A 17,238-nucleotide genomic window follows, 5' to 3' on the forward strand; every position below is an offset into this window, starting at 1 on the left:
GGTTATGGCGTCCTTATCCGAACGTCTATATACAAAAAACGGATTGGCGGCTCGCTCGATTGCACGCCGACTGCTGTCGATGGCGGTAGGAGAACAAATTCCTCGCGTCAGCGACTTTGCGAGTGAACTGTCGCTCGGGCGAGGGACGGTACAAGGGGCGCTCAGGTTGCTGGAGGAGGTCGGTGCGATTCAATTAGAGTCGCGAGGACATTTAGGGACTTATTTGGTTAATCGCGATGTGAGCTTGTTGTGGAAAGTAGCTGGAATCACCCAATTAATGGGCGTGATGCCCCTCCCGTATTCTCGAAAATACGAAGGCTTAGCGACAGGGTTAGTCGAGGCGTTTAGCGAGATTGCCGTACCGTTTAACCTTGCCTTTATGCGCGGGTCAGAACACCGGTTGGATGCGTTAAAAAATGGCCGTTACGATTTCGCGGTCACTTCGCGCATGGTTGGTGAGCTCGCGCGAAAACAGATGGAAGGGTTCCACATTGCTAAACGGTTAGGCCCGTCTTCTTTTGTATCTGGGCATGAAATATTTTTTGCCGATCGCCACGAAGTGGCGATTCGCGATGGTATGCGCGTTGGCATCGATTACTCGTCACCCGACCAATACATGTTGACGTCGTATGAATGTCGCTTATTGCGTGTTGAATTTGTCGAAATGAATTACATGCAATTACTAGATATGCTAAAAGAAGGGGTCATCGACGCCGCTGTATGGAACAAAGACGAACTGCGTTACGCGGAATACTTAGGGCGTGCGCCGTTTCAAACGGAACATGCACGTCATCTTTCGCGAGCAGTGAGCGAAGCGGTGTTAATCGTCGACGGCGAACGTCCGGAAGTCGAACAGCGGATTGCAGATTTGTCCATTGACACGATACACGGTGTGCAAAGGGCAGTGGAACAAGGGCAGAAGTTCCCGTGTTACTAAAAGAACATTTAATTTTACAGATTTTCATTGGGTGAGCTTTCGTTTTAAAAAAGCAATATCCCACTTCTAATGACAAAAATACTAAATACAGTATATTGGAGAGATTGATGTGTTGCAGCAGTTGGACGATCGGCTAACGATTTTGGTCAATGGCGATGTCGTCGTTCCGCAGGCAGCTGAACTTGCGAAAAAGGCGGCGCTCAAGTTACAGGATGCTTACGGCGCGTTACCGGTAGATCAGGTAAACATGCTGGTGACACACCTTGCGACGGCGTTGACGCGCCTCGAGCGAGGTGAAGCGGTGCAAGCTCCCCCAGAAGCACTACTCGCAGAAATAACGACTTCGCCGCTCATGGAAAAGGCGGTCCAAGAAATTGCGTGGATCGAGCGCGAGTGGGACAGTACCTTACCGGACGAAGAAAAACAGTTTTTATGTGTGCACTATGTATCTGTTTTAAATCAGCTCACAGGAGGCGGAAACGAATGAAAGTCGTAATTGGCGGACAAGTCGACAAGAAGGAAGTTGCCGCGTTAGTGGAAGCACACGGGCCAGAAGGCGTAGAGACGACGATTAAATCGGACATTGAGGCTGCGATGGCAATTAAAACGGGTGCGGCCGATTACTACTTCGGCGCCTGCCATACGGGTGGGGGTGGCGCACTAGCTATGGCGATTGCAATCCTTGGACGCGATCAGTGTGAAACGGTTTCTATGCCAGGGCGGAAGCCGGATGAAACAAAAGTACGTGAAGCGGTGCAAGCGGGAAAAAAGGCGTTCGGATTCACTGCCGATCATAAAGAAACAGCTGTACCGCTCATTTTGCAAGCGATTAAAGAATTAACCTAAACCGCAACTAAGGGAGAGAAAGGGGAAAGCTTCCATGGAAATGATTATCGTCATTTTAGTCGGGGCACTCGCTGCGGTATTGGCAAACAAGGGGATCGCCGTCTTTAACGACGGTTTGCGTCCCATCGTACCCGAACATATCGAAGGGCGTCTCAGTCGGCGGGAATTGGCGCTTACTTCCTTTGCCATGGGGTTTGGTCTGGTGATCGGGTTCGGGATTCCGTTTACGTTGACGGCTAGCATTATTCTCATTCACAGCATAATGCTCGGGACAGACATTATTGGACTGGCGACACCGAACAACAAGTGGGGCACACCGCTGGCAGCTGTTTTTGGCGGTGCTTACGGGGCAGCTTTGTTCGCTGGGCTGGAAGGGTTTGTGAAACTGTTTGATTATTTGCCGGTGAATTTTCTCGAACAGATGGGTGAGGTTGGTACGCCAGTAGTCGTCACGTTTATGGCGTTCCCGGCACTGGCAGTTGCTCTCCAGTTTAGCGTAAAAAAAGGTATTTGGACGTTTTTGGTGTCAGCTTTCGTGAGGCAACTCGCTGTTTGGTTTAACGAAAGTGGGTTTTTAACTTTTGGTGGTACGACGGTGACCTTAAACCAAGAAGGGATGGCTCTCATTACGGGGATGATTTTCCTCTTCACGTACGCCATTCGACAAAAGCCGGCCACAGAAGGTGCAACGATCGATTTGGCAGCCGTCTTTAGTGACCGCGTCAGTCGCATTCGTAAAAATGTCGTCTACTTTATGCTAATGGGCGGACTAGTCGCTGCCGGTACGAGTTTATTAATTATGGCTGGTGACCCGATTTCCCTCAATTTATTGGCGGAAGGGAAGCAGACGGATGCGGCTATTGCGGCGTTGGCACGTGCTGTAGGGTTTATTCCGCTCGTCGCTAGTACGGCGATTGCGACCGGTGTGTACGGGCCGGTCGGGTTTACGCTCGTGTTTGTCGTCGGCTTGTTAATACCGAATGCTTGGTTGGCCGGGATCGTTGGCGCGGTCGTCATTTTTGCCGAAGTAATGTTGCTCAGCCACATCGCGCGCTTTCTCGACAAATACCCAGGTGTACGGGAGTCGGGTGAGAACATTCGCACCGCGATGACGCGCATTTTAGAAGTGGCGCTGCTGATTGGTGGCGCGAACGCCGCGAATGCGATTGCCCCGGGATTCGGATTTTTCATGATTGCTGGCTTTTATTTGCTGAATGAAATCGCAGGACGTCCGATCGTACGCATGGCTGTCGGGCCGATCGGCGCAATTGCAGTCGGGATTATCGCGAACTTACTCGTACTTGTCGGCTTAATGCCGCCACCGCAATAAGGAAAGGGGAGACTCGCATGATACAGACAGTCACCGGATCGATCCAACCGTCAGAGCTCGGGGTTTGCTCCGTACATGAGCATTTGTGTATCGACTTGTCGCGAGTAAAGAAAGACCCGGACACCGTATTAGACGATCCGGAAGGGATGCGACTGGAATTAGAGCTTTTTCGCCGCGCTGGCGGACAGGCGATTGTGGAAGTGACGAATGAAGGTATGGGACGAAACGTCACGTTGCTGAGACAGCTCAGTCAGCAGACAAATGTCCACATCATCGCTAGCACGGGATTTTATAAAGATCCTTTCTTACCGGATAAAACGATCGGCTGGGAGGCGGACGACTTCGCTGCCCATATCACGGGCGAGGTGGTGAACGGGATTGATGACAGCGGTATTTATCCGGGGATCATCGGAGAAGTCGGAAGTAGTCGCGGCGAAATCAAACCGATTGAGGAAGCGCTATTGACAGGGGCAGCTCTTGCAGCCAAGGCGACAGGGCTACCAGTTACGACACATACGACGCTCGGCACGATGGCGATGGCTCAAGTTGAACTGTTTCAGCGTCTCGACTTGCCGATGACGCAGGTTATTATTGGGCACCAAGATTTGAATGGCGACGAAGGGGAAGTTCTCGCCGTCGCCGAAGCTGGCGCGTACGTCGGCTTCGACACGATCGGCAAGACGAACTACCGGTCAGACGAGGAGCGGTTGCGTACACTGTTGTCTTTATGGGAGCGGGGATACGGGGAGCAAATTTTGCTTTCGGCCGACCTCACGCGCAAGTCTCACTGGGAACAACACGGTGGATCCGGCTACTCCCTCGTTCTCCGTTCGTTCGTACCGAAACTGCGCCAGGCGGGATTGACAGAAGGCGACGTGCATCAACTACTCGTAGACAATCCGGCGCGAGCATTGAATCGAAAGGGAGATTAATGTGACATATCGGTCATCCGTTCTGCAGTCGATGACAGTCAATGAGGCGAAAGAACGACAATTTGCGTTAGTAGATACGATTTCGCGCCACTTCAGCGGCGAGGAAATGCTAGAGATGGGAGATGTCGGGGTGCATCCGCTCGTGAAGCGGCCGCGGCGAACGGCAAAAGTGGAAGCCGTACTCGCTGACGTGTTCGGTACGGAAGCAGCAGCGCTCGTCCGTGGGGCTGGTACCGGGGCAATTCGCCAGCTACTGGCGGCGTTGCTTGAGCCTGGGGACGCGATGTTCGTCCATCGCGCCCCGATGTACACGACGACGAAAGAAACGGTGCGCTCGTTGTCTCTCACACCGATCGTCGTCGATTACAACGACTTAGCGGCGGTGGAAGAGGCACTCCGGTGCCATCCGGAAGGCAAGCTGTTTTATGTACAGCACGCGCGGCAACAGCCGACCGACACATACGATTTGGGAGAAGTTATTCGACGCGTAAAAACAGTAGCCCCCGACTTACCGATCGTCGTCGACGATAACTACTGCGTGTTTAAAGTGCCGCAAAGCGGTGTGGAACTCGGTGCCGATTACGCGACCTTTTCGGCGTTTAAACTGCTCGGTCCGGAAGGGATCGGTGTCATCGTCGGCAAACAGGCAGCCATTGACGTGGTCCGCGGACGTAATTACTCGGGCGGAAGTCAAGTGCAAGGACCGGAGGCGACGGAAGTGTTACGCGCCCTGACTTTAGCACCTGTGACACTAGCCGTACAAAACGAACAAGTAGAACGCTTGTGCGAGCTGCTAAATGAAGGGGTACCTGGTATAAAAACGGCCTACGTGACGAATTCGCAATCGAAAAACGTCATCGTCGAACTGGAGGCACCTGTGGCTAAAAAGGTGATTGCTGCCAGTGAAGCGTTAGGAGCTGTCGTTTATCCGGTGGGGGCCGAGTCGCGATACGAAGTATTACCGATGATTTACCGCGTGTCGGGAAGCTTTCTAGAAAGTAGACCAGAGCTTAGCGAATACGGTCTACGCATCAACCCGATGAAGGCAGGAGCGGATACAGTCCTACGCATTTTACGGGACGCGATTGCAAGAGTCACTTAACTCGGACGGAGGTGGAAAAATCATTTAGATGGGAAATTATAGGGGAAATTGTACAAAGGGAGCCATTCCTGTAATGAATTAATTTGAGGTTTGCACAAAAAAAGTGCCTCCAGTAAGCTTGGGTTAGAATGTAGCGCTACACTCATTCATCCCAAGGCAAAAGGAGACACTCACATGAAGTATAAGATGAAACAGAAGAAAAATCAACGCATTTTACGCATGACCGAAAAAACCTTAATCGTTGGGGCAGACATTGCCAAGCAGACACACGTCGCTCGTGCGATCGACTTTCGGGGGATCGAACTCGGAAAAGACTGCGTGTTCGAGAATACGCACCAAGGGCTAACCAAACTGGTGAAGTGGATGAAGGACTTAAAACAGGTTCACAACAAAACAGATGTGCTGTTTGGCGTTGAACCAACTGGACACTATTGGTTTCCTTTAGCGGCATTTTTAAAAGAAGAAGGCATCAAAGTCGTTGTGGTTAACCCACATCATGTCAACCGAAGTAAAGAGTTGGAAGACAACTCACCGACGAAAAACGACTACAAAGATGCCAAAGTGATCGCGGATCTTATCCGCAACGGTCACTACGCTGAACCGAAGTTCCCGACACAGGTTTATGCCGATTTACGGATCATCATGAACCTGCGAGAAAAAGTAATGGTGAACTTTAATCAAGCAAAACTGCGTATTCAGAACTGGCTAGACCGCTTCTTCCCTGAGTACCATCAAGTGTTTAAAGACTGGGAAGGCAAAGCATCGCTAATGACCTTGCGTGAATTTCCAATGCCCAATGAGATTGTCGCTTTAGGCGCCGAAGCCATTCTCAAGCATTGGAAATCGGAAGTGAAGCGGGCTGTCGGGATAAAGCGCGCCGAGAAGTTGGTGAAAGTAGCGACAACTTCTATCGGGCTTACAGAAGGCATGTATGCCGCGAAGATTGAATGTTCGATGCTGCTAGATCAGTACACCTTGTTAGCTGACCAACTAGAAGAGATCATGCGGCAAGTGGAGCAACTGCTTGAGAAAATCCCCGGTACCGAAGCAATGATGACCATTCCCGGTGTGGGCATTGTCACACTCGCTGGTTTTCTAGCAGAAGTGGGTGATTTAAATGACTACGACCACGGGCAACAAATCATCCGCTTGGCGGGGTTGAATCTCAAAGAGAATAGCTCAGGCAAGAAGAAGGGGAAAGCGAGTATTAGTAAACGAGGACGTGCAAGGTTACGTGCCCTGCTATTCCGATGTGTCCTCCCGATGGTCGCTAAAAATGCCGAGTTTAAAGCGATGCATCGTTACTACACGACACGTCGTCACAATCCCCTGAAAAAGAAGCAATCGCTTATTGCCCTATGCTGCAAACTGATCAAAGTTCTGCATACGCTCGGTACGAGGCAGATTGCGTATGATGCGAAGGATGTTCTGGGTCCAGTGCGCCAGCAACAGTTACAGATGGCTGCTTAAAACGAATTAGCCAATCGTCGTGTGACCTTAAGTTTTTCCGTAGGGAAGGCAAAGACAACTGAAGCACGGAGTAGCCGCAGTACAATTTCCATAAGGGCAACGACCCAGTAAGGGAGCAAGAAGCGGCCTCCACCCCTTGAGAGGTAGAACGAAGGAATGTAAGGGCAATAGACCCCGTGTGACATGGGAGGGTAAACCGCAAGGGTGAAAGTGGAGATCCAGGGTGCGATCATCGCATAATGACTGGGGGAATATGGAATTTAGTGTTATTTCTCTGTTCCCGCACCAAACCCCGATCCCATAAAAACACAGTTATGCACTTATTATCCATCACACTCAAATGTCAAGGGCTGAAATACGGTGAATGAGTGAGGAAACACGAGATAAAACTAATTTATAGTGGGAGAGAAACCATATGTTACATGCGATGGGTCAATTTACGAGAGTTCGCACACAATCGACGGACAACGGTTGGCTTAGCCAATTGGCGATCGGGGGAGGGTTCGCTCGTGTTCCTCAATACGACTAGACGACGCAATCCGGACCTCATGCGTGCCGCTGTCAAGCTCCATCAAGCGGGGGACATCCCACCGAATACTTACCTCATCGACCTCGATACCGTCGCTGATAACACGCGCTTGCTCGCGAATGAGGCGGCGCAGTACGGGGTAAAACTGTACTTTATGAGTAAGCAAGTAGGGCGTGTCCCCGCCTTTGCCCGCTGGGTAGCTGAGCACGGAATCCCACAAGCGGTCGCGGTAGATGTCGCAGAAGCGCGCATCTTATCCGAAGCAGGGGTTCGCCTCGGTCACGTCGGCCATTTAGTGCAACCTGGCCGTTCCGAATGGGGGGACATTTTGCGACTGAAGCCGGAAGTCGTGACTGTTTTTTCCTTGACGCGTGCGCGGCAGTTGTCTATGGCGGCAGAGCGGCTCGGCTGTGTACAGCCAGTTCTCCTTCGCGTCGTAAGAAGCGGAGATACGCTCTACCCGGGGCAATACGGAGGGTTTAAGCTGGAGGAACTGTCCGCTATGTTGCCTGAGCTACAACGATTGCCCGGTATTCGCATCGTCGGCGTCACCTCTTTTCCCGTGCTGTTGATGGACGGACAGAAGCATGAGATGCAGTTAACCCCGAATGCCGAAACGCTGCTGCTGGCAAACCAGGCGCTAGCGCAGGCCGGGATTCGTGTCACACAAATTAACGGACCGAGTGGCACGAGCTGTACGACGATCCCGCTGTTACACCGCGCTGGCATCACGCACGGAGAACCGGGGCACGCCTTAACGGGGACGACGCCGCTTCACGCAATGCATCCTTTACCCGAGCGGCCGGCAATCGTTTATGTGACAGAAGTGTCTCATCGCGATGACGATGATATCTACGTCATCGGCGGAGGCTTTTACACGCGCTCACACGTCGCGGCAGCAGCTGTGTCCAACCGACCAGCGGACATCGTCGACAACATTCTTCCTGCGGCGCCACTTTCTCCGGAGAATATTGACTATTACGGTGCGCTTAAGCCGGAACGAGACGTCCAGGCGGGGGACACCGCAGTATACGCCTTCCGTACGCAAATATTTGTCACCCGTGCACACGTCGCGTTAATTCGCGGCGTTCGCGAAGGCCAACCCGAAATCGTCCATCTGCAAAGGAGAGGATAGTATGGCAAAAATCGTGTTGCTCGTGCTTGACAGTTTCGGGATCGGCGCGATGGCCGACTGTTCTGAAGTGAAACCGGAAGATAGCGGCGCCCATACGTACCGACACATTCGCGAAACAGCGGCATTACACATCTCGACGATGTACACCCTCGGTTTAAATCAACTGGTCGATGGAAAAGGTGAGCCGCGAGGCGCGTATGGGAAGGCTGCCTTGGCGCACTACGGCGCCGATACGTTCATGGGCCACCAAGAGCTCGTCGGGAGCATCCCACGCAAGCCGAACAAACGATTAATGAAAGATGTCCACTTAACTGTGGCTCAAGCGATCGAGCAGGCGGGTTATCGCGTACGCCAGCCGTGGGCGGATCGCCCCGTCTTATTAGTGAACGAAGCGGCTGTCGTCGCCGACAATATCGAGTCTGAAGTAGGGAACATCATTAACGTGACGGCCGATTTGACACGCATGCCTTTTCCGGAAGTGGTCGCCTTAGGCAAAGTCGTGCGCAGCGTCGTCGATGTTAGTCGCGTCATTGCCCTCGGTGGGCCGTATACATCGATTGACCACATTTTGTCTGTCGTCAAAGAAAACGAACCTAATCAGTGGGGCGTGGACAGTCCGCGGGCGAACGTATACGGAGAAGGGTATTGTGTGCGGCACATGGGGCACGGTGTCACTGTCGAGCGACAGTTTCCTTACATCGCCGAACAGCACGGCATACGCGTGCACCGCATCGGCAAAACAGCGGATGTGTTGTACGGCACGGGTCCGGCACAATCGATCGTCGAGACGCGATCCGTTCTAAGTACGTTGGAGGAAATGTACCACCGGGAGCAAAGCGATGCCGCTTTTCTCGTCACAGTGCAAGAGACGGATTTGGCGGGCCACAAAGAAGATCCCGCATGGTACGCCTCACTCTTAAATGAGACCGACCGATGGCTAGCGGCGTTTATTCCAGAAATGGGTGCCGAGGATGTACTGATCGTAACCGCCGATCACGGAAACGACCCGACGATCGGGCATTCGCGCCATACACGCGAGTATACCCCGATTCTCATCACTGGACCGAAGGTAAGTCGGACATCGATTGGCACGCGTCCCACGATGGCCGACATCGGCGCGACGTTGAGCGATTTTTTTGGACTGCCACCGACGGAAGCAGGGAGTAGTTTTTTAGCCGACGTTTTTAAAATCACATATGCGTAAGGAGGAAGAGAGATGAAAAAGTATGTCGCTGTCGTATTAGTTGCTGCTTTGTGTGTGCTGCCTTTTTCTTTTTCCGGCGGAATAGTGGATGCGAAGGGACAACCGACGATTGCCGGTCAGCTAGAAATACTGTTGGATAAACACGAGGTATCCAAAGAAGGGCGTTTTTTTGCCCACGAAGGGCGGGGCACGTTAATATTAGAAGCAACTGGAAAAAAGGTGAAACACAATATCGACATTTTCATCAACGGCAGGCGAGTCGATATTTCTCCGCACACGAAAGGGAAACCGAAATCGCATATTGAAATTGATGTCGGCGCCTATCTACTAGACGGGCTTAACGATATAATAGTAAAACGCACAAATAACGGCGCGAAAGTGCCAAAAGTGATTGTACCTTATCCTGAACTGATCGACGGGACTCCGGAACAAGTCGGTATGAATAGCAGCAAATTAGCAGCGATCGATCGGATCGTCGAGGAAGCGATCGAAGAAGGGATCACACCCGGGGCAGTCGTCTTGGTAGCTAAAGATAATAAAGTTGTTAAAGAAAAAGCGTACGGATTAGCTTACAAATACGACATGGGGCAGTTACTCGACAATCCGCGAGCGATGACGACATCGACAATTTTTGACCTCGCCTCTGTGACAAAAGTGATGGGAACGACACAAGGTATTATGAAGCTCGTCGCTGAAGGGAAAATACGTATAGAGGACAGCGTCGCCAAGTACATGCCCGATTTCGCGGCCAACGGAAAAGAACACATTACGATTGCCGATTTGCTTACTCATACATCGGGTTTGACACCGTGGAAACCGACTTATTTTTATGCGGAAAACGAACGGGAAGTGCGTCGTTATATTAACGAACTGCCACTGGAATATCCGAGCGGCACGAAGCGGGCATACAGCGACTTTAGCTTCATGGTGCTAGGTTTCATCATTGAAGAAGTTTCGGGTGAGCCACTCGATGCATATCTCGAAAAAAACATATACGCCCCGTTAAAGATGCAGGATACGATGTTCAACCCTTCTGATCGTTTGAAACAGCGGATTGCCGCCACTTCTTGGGGAAATCCGTACGAGTACAAAATGGTTGACGATCCTAACTTCGGCTATTATGTGGAAGAGGATGCAGACGATTTTTGTTGTTGGCGGGATTATACGCTTATCGGGGAAGTGAACGACGGGAACAGTTACTACGCAAACGAAGGGGTCGCTGGGCACGCCGGTCTCTTTTCGACGGCGCGAGATTTGGCTGTGTTAGGTCAAGCGATGCTTAACGGCGGGGGATACGGGACGAACAAGTTATACGACAGTGAAACTGTGGCAACATTTACGGCTGAGCAGCGGTTCGGTCACGGCTTCGGCTGGGAACGAAACGGAAGTTACATGGGGAGCCAGCACTCTGGAGAAGCTTTCGGCCACACCGGCTTTACTGGTACCCAGGTGATCTTCGATCCGGTGCACCGGTTACAAATCGTCGTTTTGACGAACAAGCAAAACAACGGACCGCGGGAGAGCGGCAGTTATTACAGTACGTTTGCGTTGACGCGGAACATCGCTGACACTGTCTACGAGTCATTCGCTCAGACGAACAAGTAGACGTTACCGCTGCCGGCGACGGCAGCTGGTCGATGATTGCTACGGGAAGAGGCAACAGAGGCATCTTTTCCGTTCTAGTTGACTTAACCGTTCACTCAAATCTATCTTTCAATGGAAATTACTTGACGCCGTCCACTTACGGGACGGCGTCTTTTTTCTGAAGAAAGTCATGGATCTCTCGTAGTTTCGTTTTCGTTTCCTCGGTTACTTAATTCTTCGTGCACCCTTATATTTATCCTTCCAAAAGTCGCTCGTTATGTATGCAATTTTTACTCCGTCCGCAGTCGAGACGTGAAAAAACTGGCCATTCGCATAGTAAAGTCCGACATTGTTCACTTGGCCGTCAGTGCGCGTACTGAAAAAGACGAGGTCACCGGCCCTTAAGTTACTTTTGCTCACAGCTGAGCCTGTTTCCCACTGTTGGTCGACCCATTGTGGTAGCGCCGTATTCAACGCCTTTTTGTACACGTATTGCGTAAACCCAGACGTGTTAAAACCGGTTGGCGTCGTTCCGCCCGCCTTATACGGCGTGCCTAACAGCGCCTTCGCTTCTTTAATTAACGGCGTATCTGCAACCGTGCGGTATCGTTTGGCACCTTCATAACGGACGTCCCAATACGAACCTTTTGTCAATGTGTCAATTTTGACGCCTTTGCTCACTGTGGCGTGAATGATTTTGTTATTGCCGATGTAGATGGCGTCGTGGGTGATCTGATCCTTCTCCTTATCTTTGAAAAAGATCAAGTCCCCAGGTTGTAAGTTGGCACGGCTCACTGACGTGCCGTATTGCCACTGCTCTCTAGAGCTTCGCGGTAACTGAAAGTCGATCGCTTCGCGGTAAACGTATTGGATAAGGCCAGAACAGTCGAACGCCTGCGGCGTCGTGCCGCCAAACTTATAAGGTGTTCCTAAGTACTTATGGGCTTCATCCACGACTTTTTGACCGTTACTTTCGGCGGCCTCTGCTGTCTGTCCCGTTCCGAGGACGAAAATCGTTAACAAGGTGAAAAGAACGGGAAAACATAACTTTACAATTCTACTATTTACCAAATCTTTCACACTCCTTCTTCCATATGTTATAAGTTTTTCCTGTGCGACGTCAAGTGTAAAAGTGAAACGGGAAGTACATGAGGATTACCCACGTCTGAAACCGTGGGCGTTCAGTCAGCTGTATCTTTAACGGAGTAAGCATACTAGCTACAAGCGGTGTCCTTGTAATATACTGTGTATTACCTTGATAGGATTCGTTTACTGCCAAACAGCAGGTGTTCTATAGGTACTTCGCACTTTCATACGGATGGCAAAAGGAGAATGATTATGTGTTGGTTATGGATCGTACTCGCATTTGTAGGGGGGACGTATTTTGGCATAGTCATCTTTTCGCTCATTTCAGCTTCAAAGCTTGCAGATCGAAAATACGAACAGCTCGAGCGAAAAGAAGGACAAAAAGCAGACCGAGACAACTAACCCGATTGACAAGACGATGGACACGCTCCTAGACTCAAGGTGGTGGGGCCGTTCACTGTGAGAAAAGAATGCCGTAACCACACCGTAATATCACCTGAATAGCATCGTCACGCGGTAACCGTATGTGTCATCGAGTTACTACCTAATGGTATGTATTCACTGTCGGCTCTTTTGGCGGCAGACTCTAAAATTGCGGCGTTCGTCCCCTCTGGTCTAATTCCGAGATGTGTGCGGCGATGAGCGCGCATAACCGCTCAATCCCCGTTTGGAGCTCTTTTTCGTGTACATAAGAGAAGCTGAGGCGCAAATGGTTAAATTGCAACTCGCCGGGGTAGCATGTTGAACCCGGTAAAAACGAGATGTCAGAGGCTTCGGCTTTAAGCAGCAGGTCGTTCGTGTTTACCCATGTCGGGAACGAGAGCCAAATGTTGAAGCCGCCACTCGGTGTGTGCCACTTTACTTCGGGTGGCGCATACCGTTCCAACGCGGCAAGCGTCGTATCGCGGCGCCGTTTTAAGTGTTCGCGCAGCCGCGCCAGTTGTGAAAAAACGTTTTTTGACTGCATAAGGGGCAAAATCGCTTTTTGTGTAAGTAATGGACTGCCTAAATCAGTCAACGTTTTGGCGACGAGTAGACGGTTAAACACGTTGCCGGACGCGACGATGGCGGCGATGCGACAGCCGGGCGCTAAAATTTTGCTCAGACCTTTAATATAAATCGTGCTTCCGGACCGATCTAAACTCTTAATGTGGGGCGGCGGCGTCTGTTCAAAATACATTTCACTCCACGGGTCATCTTCGACGATGATACAGTTCATACTTTGCGCAAGGTCGAGCAGCTGCAAGCGACGGCGGAAGGAGAGGACGGTGCCTGTCGGGTTTTGGAAAGTCGGAACGGTGTAGATCAGTTTTGGCGTGTACGTATCGCATAAGCGGATTAAATGATCGACTTGCATTCCATCGACGTCCACCGGTACTGGTATGACTGTTGCGCCTCTCCCGCGAAATACGTCGATCGCTTCCGTGTACGTCGGTTCTTCGGCGACGACGATATCCCCGGGGCCAAGAAAACTGCGCGCGACGAGGTCGATCGCTTGTTGCGACCCGTTGGCGATGAGAATCTCGGCGGCGTGCGCCTCGACACTTTGGCTTTGCAAATAGTCGGCCATGGCGTGACGCAGTTGCAAATCCCCTTGAATTTCCCCGTATGCCGCGAGTGCTTCCGGATGGTGTAAAACGGTGTGACTGATGTTTTGCGCCAAATAATCGGTAGGTAGGAGGCGCGGGTTGACGACGGACAAGGCAAAGTTGGCGGCGGCGTCCGTTTGATGGTAGCGCAACGATTGCGAACGGTGCAAGTAATCGGCGACTTGGACAGGTAATCTGTCGTCAGGTGCCATGTCGCTATGACGCGCACCGAGCGCGTTGTCCGTACTGTGACGGTCGCGGGGCGAATCGATTGGCGCTTCGCCGCTAACAAACGTCCCTTTTCCTTGAATGCGTTCAATGAGCCCTTTTTGCTCCAAACGTTTATACGCTTGTACGACTGTGACCGGACTGACGCTGATGTTTTGTGCCAATTGCCTAACGGAAGGCAAGCGTCCCCCTGGCGTGAAATAGCCGGACAAAATACGATCGGCGATCGCTTGATAAATTTGGGTGACGAGCGGTATTTGTGACTGCCGGTTCAGTTCGATTTGCATCAGTTATTCTCCCCTATTTACATATATTCCACTTATTTACATGGATTGGCTTTACATAGATTGGCGTACGTTTTTTTATTGTTTCGGTTAGTTGGAAGAGTTACCGCGTTACTGCGTTAAAGGTGCTCGTAAAAGTAGCGATGATTTTTGCAGCGACAATTTAAACTGTTACAACGCTGCTGTAACAGTTTACGCCCCTAACTGTTACACAGTGATCTTTACTGTTACAACCAATGCTATATAAACTATAAATTAACGTAAGTCATTACGCAAGGACATAGCTCGACACATAACGCACAATGCATGAGGGGAAGGAATGGTGGCTAGAATGACGAATCAGAAGCACAGGACTGTGACTGAGGGCACGCAAGAGTCGCCCGCGACCGAAACAGCGGCTAAAGGCAAGCGAGGTGGACTGAAAGTGCCGCGGGGCGGGGTCATTATGGACGTCGTCAACGCGGAACAGGCGAAAGTAGCGGAAGCAGCTGGGGCGGTTGCGGTCATGGCGTTAGAACGCGTACCGGCGGACATTCGCGCGGCCGGAGGAGTGGCACGGATGGCTGACCCGCGCCTCGTCGAAGACGTGCAGCGAGCCGTCAGCATTCCCGTGATGGCGAAAGTGCGGATCGGTCACTTTGTCGAGGCGCGTCTCCTAGAAGCGCTCGCCGTCGACTACATCGATGAAAGTGAAGTGCTTACCCCGGCAGACAACAAGTTTCACATTGACAAAACGCAATTTTCCGTTCCGTTCGTGTGCGGTGCACGCCATTTAGGGGAGGCGCTCAGACGGATCGGTGAAGGGGCGCAAATGATTCGCACGAAAGGAGAGCCGGGTACCGGTAACATCGTCGAAGCGGTCAAACATATGCGGGCGATGATGAGCGATATTCGCAAGGTGCGCGCGATGTCGCGGGATGAATTGATGGCAGAAGCGAAGCAGATCGAGGCGCCGTACGAGTTGCTCGTGCAAGTACACGAGACAGGTAAGTTGCCGGTGCCAAACTTAGCAGCTGGCGGCGTGGCCACCCCTGCCGATGCCGCACTGATGATGCATTTAGGGGCGGACGGCGTATTTGTCGGATCGGGCATTTTTAAAGCGGCCCACCCAGAAAAATTCGCCCGCGCGATCGTACGCGCAGCTACGAATTTCGACGATTACGCCCTCATCGCCCGATTGTCGGCGGATTTAGGTGAGGCGATGCCAGGGATCGACGTGGCACAACTCGCGCCGGAAAAACAGATGCAAACGCGCGGTTGGTGAACAGGGGACGCGAATCGCATGAGCCAACCAGTTAGCTATGAAAAAAACAACGTACCGATGCGAATCTGTGTCGGTACGTTGTTTCCTAATTAGCCTGTGAGAATAACCTGTGAGTCGATTGTTACAGTAGAGACGTGTTTTTAGCTTGTTTATTACTTGTTGGTCGCGGCACTGTAGGCGCTCGCGTAAGGACGCTGATATTCTTCGATGTTGGCCACTTTTTTCTCCCGCCGCACCCACTGTGTAAAGATCTTTACCAAGAAGGTCATGAACATCGTCTCTTGGGCTAGTTTCATAATGATACCACCCAATTGTTGATCTTCACCCGGTGAAAACAGGTTGAGCTGCGAGAACAGTTCCGGCGGTACAGATGACCCCGGCGGCAAACAATAGCCTAAAGCGAGTGACCACAAGTTCGGATCGTTATACGTCGCATAGAGTGGCCCCGTGGCAAAAATAATCATCGCACACGCAGGTAACAACAAACCGCTGTTGCCAAACAGATAGGCAATACGCTTCAATTCGGATAGGTTGCTGCGGTCGGGAACAGGGGCGACGATGTGCCACCACATTAAAAGAGCTGTACTAAACAGTAAAAACTGAAAGATGCGGTGCAACGTGTAATTCATCATTAAGAAGTCGAGCAAGCTCGGCAAATGGTAAAACGATAATAAGACGTTAAACAAGATCAGCCCGATAAACGGGTTCAATACGGCTTTATAGATCCGGTTTAACACGCGTATCTCGTTCATCCACGTAAAAAACCAGCTCGGGCTACCGAGTAACAGTAACGGTGGCGCCACGAAAAACAAAACGCCCATTTGCGCCATATGGGCACTGAACATGACGTGGCCGAGAATGTAAAGCGGGCCGCCATACGCAAAGTAAAAGACGACGAGTCCGATGAGAAATGTTACTTTTTGCTTTTTTGGTACGGGGGCAGATCCCGGAATATGTTCGCGCGCTGATCCGACGATCCATAAGTAAGCGACCCCGAGTGCGATCGTCAAAATCATGAAGCTCGGGTTCCACAACGCGGTAAAGCTGAATTGATCCATAAACATGCTGACCAAAAGAAGCACCTCCTAAACAGGTGGATACGAGTAACGAGTAAGTATAGCTAACGACAAGACAGCGGCTTGACAGTGATAGTATGCGTGATCATCTTAACGACTGAGCGAAAACAGGACGATGGCTCCCGAGACACACTTAACCGTATTCTGTATATAAATTGTACCGTAAATCGCGACAGTGTCAATTCCATTCACTTATTCGACGGTAAAGGGTTGCTTAGGCATATTATGCATCCCGCGTGCCGTAACATGTGCGATCACGTAATACGTCCCTTTCTCCTCAAACGTTTTGTCGATGGCGTAAACGCCGTCGCCCGTGTGCTTACCTTCGATTTTATCGTGTTTATCCTCGCCGTCGCGCCACACTTCGAACAGCACTTCATCCGCGTCGGTCACTTTTTCCTCTGCTTGGGTGACGGTCGCTTTAATGGTTGTCGCTTTTCCTTTTGCCACTTTCTCCGGTAAGTCGATCGCGACTTCGATCGGGTCTAACGCTGTCGGTGTGGAGTCATCTTGCCCGGTATCAGCATGCGCGTCCGACGCGTGATCGTCCGCAGATCCGGCTTGATCGTCCGTACCAGCGGCGCAGCCAGTCGCGACAAGTAGACAGACAGCGAAAAGCGCTACGATTTTTTTCAACGCGAG

At 51.3% G+C, this 17,238-nt stretch carries 16 protein-coding genes; 12 read left to right on the forward strand and 4 right to left on the reverse strand.

Features of this window, described 5'->3' with window-relative positions; all coding sequences use genetic code 11:
- The first annotated feature begins 4 nt into the window (after positions 1–4).
- From yhfZ to BN1247_RS04040, 10 genes are all read left to right on the forward strand, one after another.
- Positions 5–937 (forward strand): GntR family transcriptional regulator YhfZ, encoded by a 933-nt coding sequence (gene yhfZ, locus BN1247_RS03995; protein ID WP_054949241.1) that lies wholly within the window; start codon positions 5–7, stop codon positions 935–937.
- Between the two features lie 109 nt (positions 938–1,046).
- The gene (locus BN1247_RS04000) at positions 1,047–1,424 is read left to right on the forward strand and encodes a PRD domain-containing protein (RefSeq protein WP_054949242.1); all 378 of its coding nucleotides are present in this window, start codon (positions 1,047–1,049) and stop codon (positions 1,422–1,424) included.
- Positions 1,421–1,783 (forward strand): DUF2620 domain-containing protein, encoded by a 363-nt coding sequence (locus BN1247_RS04005; RefSeq protein WP_054949243.1) that lies wholly within the window; start codon positions 1,421–1,423, stop codon positions 1,781–1,783. Before BN1247_RS04000 ends, BN1247_RS04005 begins: the two co-directional genes overlap by 4 nt.
- 34 nt (positions 1,784–1,817) lie before the next feature.
- The gene (locus tag BN1247_RS04010) at positions 1,818–3,113 is read left to right on the forward strand and encodes a YhfT family protein (RefSeq protein ID WP_054949244.1); all 1,296 of its coding nucleotides are present in this window, start codon (positions 1,818–1,820) and stop codon (positions 3,111–3,113) included.
- Between the two features lie 17 nt (positions 3,114–3,130).
- On the forward strand, positions 3,131–4,045 hold the full coding sequence (locus BN1247_RS04015) for a phosphotriesterase family protein (RefSeq protein ID WP_054949245.1): 915 nt from the start codon (positions 3,131–3,133) through the stop codon (positions 4,043–4,045).
- A 31-nt stretch (positions 4,046–4,076) separates the two neighbouring features.
- Positions 4,077–5,147, forward strand: a complete 1,071-nt coding sequence (locus BN1247_RS04020) for an aminotransferase class V-fold PLP-dependent enzyme (protein WP_054951478.1) — start codon at positions 4,077–4,079, stop codon at positions 5,145–5,147.
- Positions 5,148–5,321: 174 nt separating this feature from the next.
- Complete coding sequence (locus tag BN1247_RS04025) at positions 5,322–6,617, forward strand: IS110 family RNA-guided transposase (RefSeq protein WP_054948550.1); 1,296 nt, start codon at positions 5,322–5,324, stop codon at positions 6,615–6,617.
- 509 nt (positions 6,618–7,126) lie between these two features.
- Positions 7,127–8,281 carry a YhfX family PLP-dependent enzyme gene (locus BN1247_RS04030; protein WP_054949246.1) on the forward strand — a complete coding sequence of 385 codons (1,155 nt, stop codon included), beginning with the start codon at positions 7,127–7,129 and terminating at the stop codon, positions 8,279–8,281.
- Position 8,282: 1 nt separating this feature from the next.
- Positions 8,283–9,485: a phosphopentomutase gene (locus tag BN1247_RS04035; RefSeq protein WP_054949247.1), complete on the forward strand. Its 1,203-nt coding sequence runs from the start codon at positions 8,283–8,285 to the stop codon at positions 9,483–9,485.
- A gap of 12 nt (positions 9,486–9,497) precedes the next feature.
- Complete coding sequence (locus tag BN1247_RS04040; protein ID WP_231633127.1) at positions 9,498–11,090, forward strand: serine hydrolase; 1,593 nt, start codon at positions 9,498–9,500, stop codon at positions 11,088–11,090.
- A gap of 204 nt (positions 11,091–11,294) precedes the next feature.
- On the opposite strand, the gene BN1247_RS04045 is transcribed toward BN1247_RS04040, so the two are convergent.
- The gene (locus tag BN1247_RS04045; protein ID WP_054949248.1) at positions 11,295–12,140 is read right to left on the reverse strand and encodes a C40 family peptidase; all 846 of its coding nucleotides are present in this window, start codon (positions 12,138–12,140) and stop codon (positions 11,295–11,297) included.
- 267 nt (positions 12,141–12,407) lie between these two features.
- On the opposite strand from BN1247_RS04045, the gene BN1247_RS17595 reads away from it, so the two are divergent.
- Positions 12,408–12,557, forward strand: a complete 150-nt coding sequence (locus tag BN1247_RS17595) for a DUF3789 domain-containing protein (protein WP_147675175.1) — start codon at positions 12,408–12,410, stop codon at positions 12,555–12,557.
- Between the two features lie 184 nt (positions 12,558–12,741).
- Here the strand turns inward: BN1247_RS17595 and pdxR are convergent, their stop codons facing one another.
- Positions 12,742–14,259, reverse strand: a complete 1,518-nt coding sequence (gene pdxR / locus BN1247_RS04050) for a MocR-like pyridoxine biosynthesis transcription factor PdxR (RefSeq protein WP_054949249.1) — start codon at positions 14,257–14,259, stop codon at positions 12,742–12,744.
- Between the two features lie 328 nt (positions 14,260–14,587).
- Between pdxR and pdxS the strand changes: the two genes are divergently transcribed.
- Complete coding sequence (gene pdxS, locus BN1247_RS04055; RefSeq protein ID WP_082415784.1) at positions 14,588–15,520, forward strand: pyridoxal 5'-phosphate synthase lyase subunit PdxS; 933 nt, start codon at positions 14,588–14,590, stop codon at positions 15,518–15,520.
- Positions 15,521–15,672: 152 nt separating this feature from the next.
- Here pdxS and ctaG read toward each other — a convergent pair whose 3' ends face one another.
- Complete coding sequence (gene ctaG, locus BN1247_RS04060; protein ID WP_074011240.1) at positions 15,673–16,584, reverse strand: cytochrome c oxidase assembly factor CtaG; 912 nt, start codon at positions 16,582–16,584, stop codon at positions 15,673–15,675.
- Between the two features lie 204 nt (positions 16,585–16,788).
- The gene (locus tag BN1247_RS04065; RefSeq protein ID WP_054949251.1) at positions 16,789–17,232 is read right to left on the reverse strand and encodes a FixH family protein; all 444 of its coding nucleotides are present in this window, start codon (positions 17,230–17,232) and stop codon (positions 16,789–16,791) included.
- Between the last annotated feature and the right edge of the window lie 6 nt (positions 17,233–17,238).

The organism is Numidum massiliense (assembly GCF_001375555.1).
In the GTDB taxonomy this organism is placed as follows: Bacteria; Bacillota; Bacilli; order Thermoactinomycetales; family Novibacillaceae; genus Numidum; species Numidum massiliense.

What these genes read in the sequence shown, in the direction of transcription:
- ctaG (WP_074011240.1), bottom strand. Translation starts at nt 16,584, where the DNA reads ATGTTTATGGATCAATTCAGCTTTACCGCGTTGTGGAACCCGAGCTTC.
- BN1247_RS04040 (WP_231633127.1), top strand. Translation starts at nt 9,498, where the DNA reads ATGAAAAAGTATGTCGCTGTCGTATTAGTTGCTGCTTTGTGTGTGCTG.
- BN1247_RS04020 (WP_054951478.1), top strand. Translation starts at nt 4,077, where the DNA reads ATGACAGTCAATGAGGCGAAAGAACGACAATTTGCGTTAGTAGATACG.
- pdxS (WP_082415784.1), top strand. Translation starts at nt 14,588, where the DNA reads ATGACGAATCAGAAGCACAGGACTGTGACTGAGGGCACGCAAGAGTCG.
- pdxR (WP_054949249.1), bottom strand. Translation starts at nt 14,259, where the DNA reads ATGCAAATCGAACTGAACCGGCAGTCACAAATACCGCTCGTCACCCAA.
- BN1247_RS04035 (WP_054949247.1), top strand. Translation starts at nt 8,283, where the DNA reads ATGGCAAAAATCGTGTTGCTCGTGCTTGACAGTTTCGGGATCGGCGCG.
- BN1247_RS04025 (WP_054948550.1), top strand. Translation starts at nt 5,322, where the DNA reads ATGAAGTATAAGATGAAACAGAAGAAAAATCAACGCATTTTACGCATG.
- yhfZ (WP_054949241.1), top strand. Translation starts at nt 5, where the DNA reads ATGGCGTCCTTATCCGAACGTCTATATACAAAAAACGGATTGGCGGCT.
- BN1247_RS04010 (WP_054949244.1), top strand. Translation starts at nt 1,818, where the DNA reads ATGGAAATGATTATCGTCATTTTAGTCGGGGCACTCGCTGCGGTATTG.
- BN1247_RS04005 (WP_054949243.1), top strand. Translation starts at nt 1,421, where the DNA reads ATGAAAGTCGTAATTGGCGGACAAGTCGACAAGAAGGAAGTTGCCGCG.
- BN1247_RS17595 (WP_147675175.1), top strand. Translation starts at nt 12,408, where the DNA reads ATGTGTTGGTTATGGATCGTACTCGCATTTGTAGGGGGGACGTATTTT.
- BN1247_RS04015 (WP_054949245.1), top strand. Translation starts at nt 3,131, where the DNA reads ATGATACAGACAGTCACCGGATCGATCCAACCGTCAGAGCTCGGGGTT.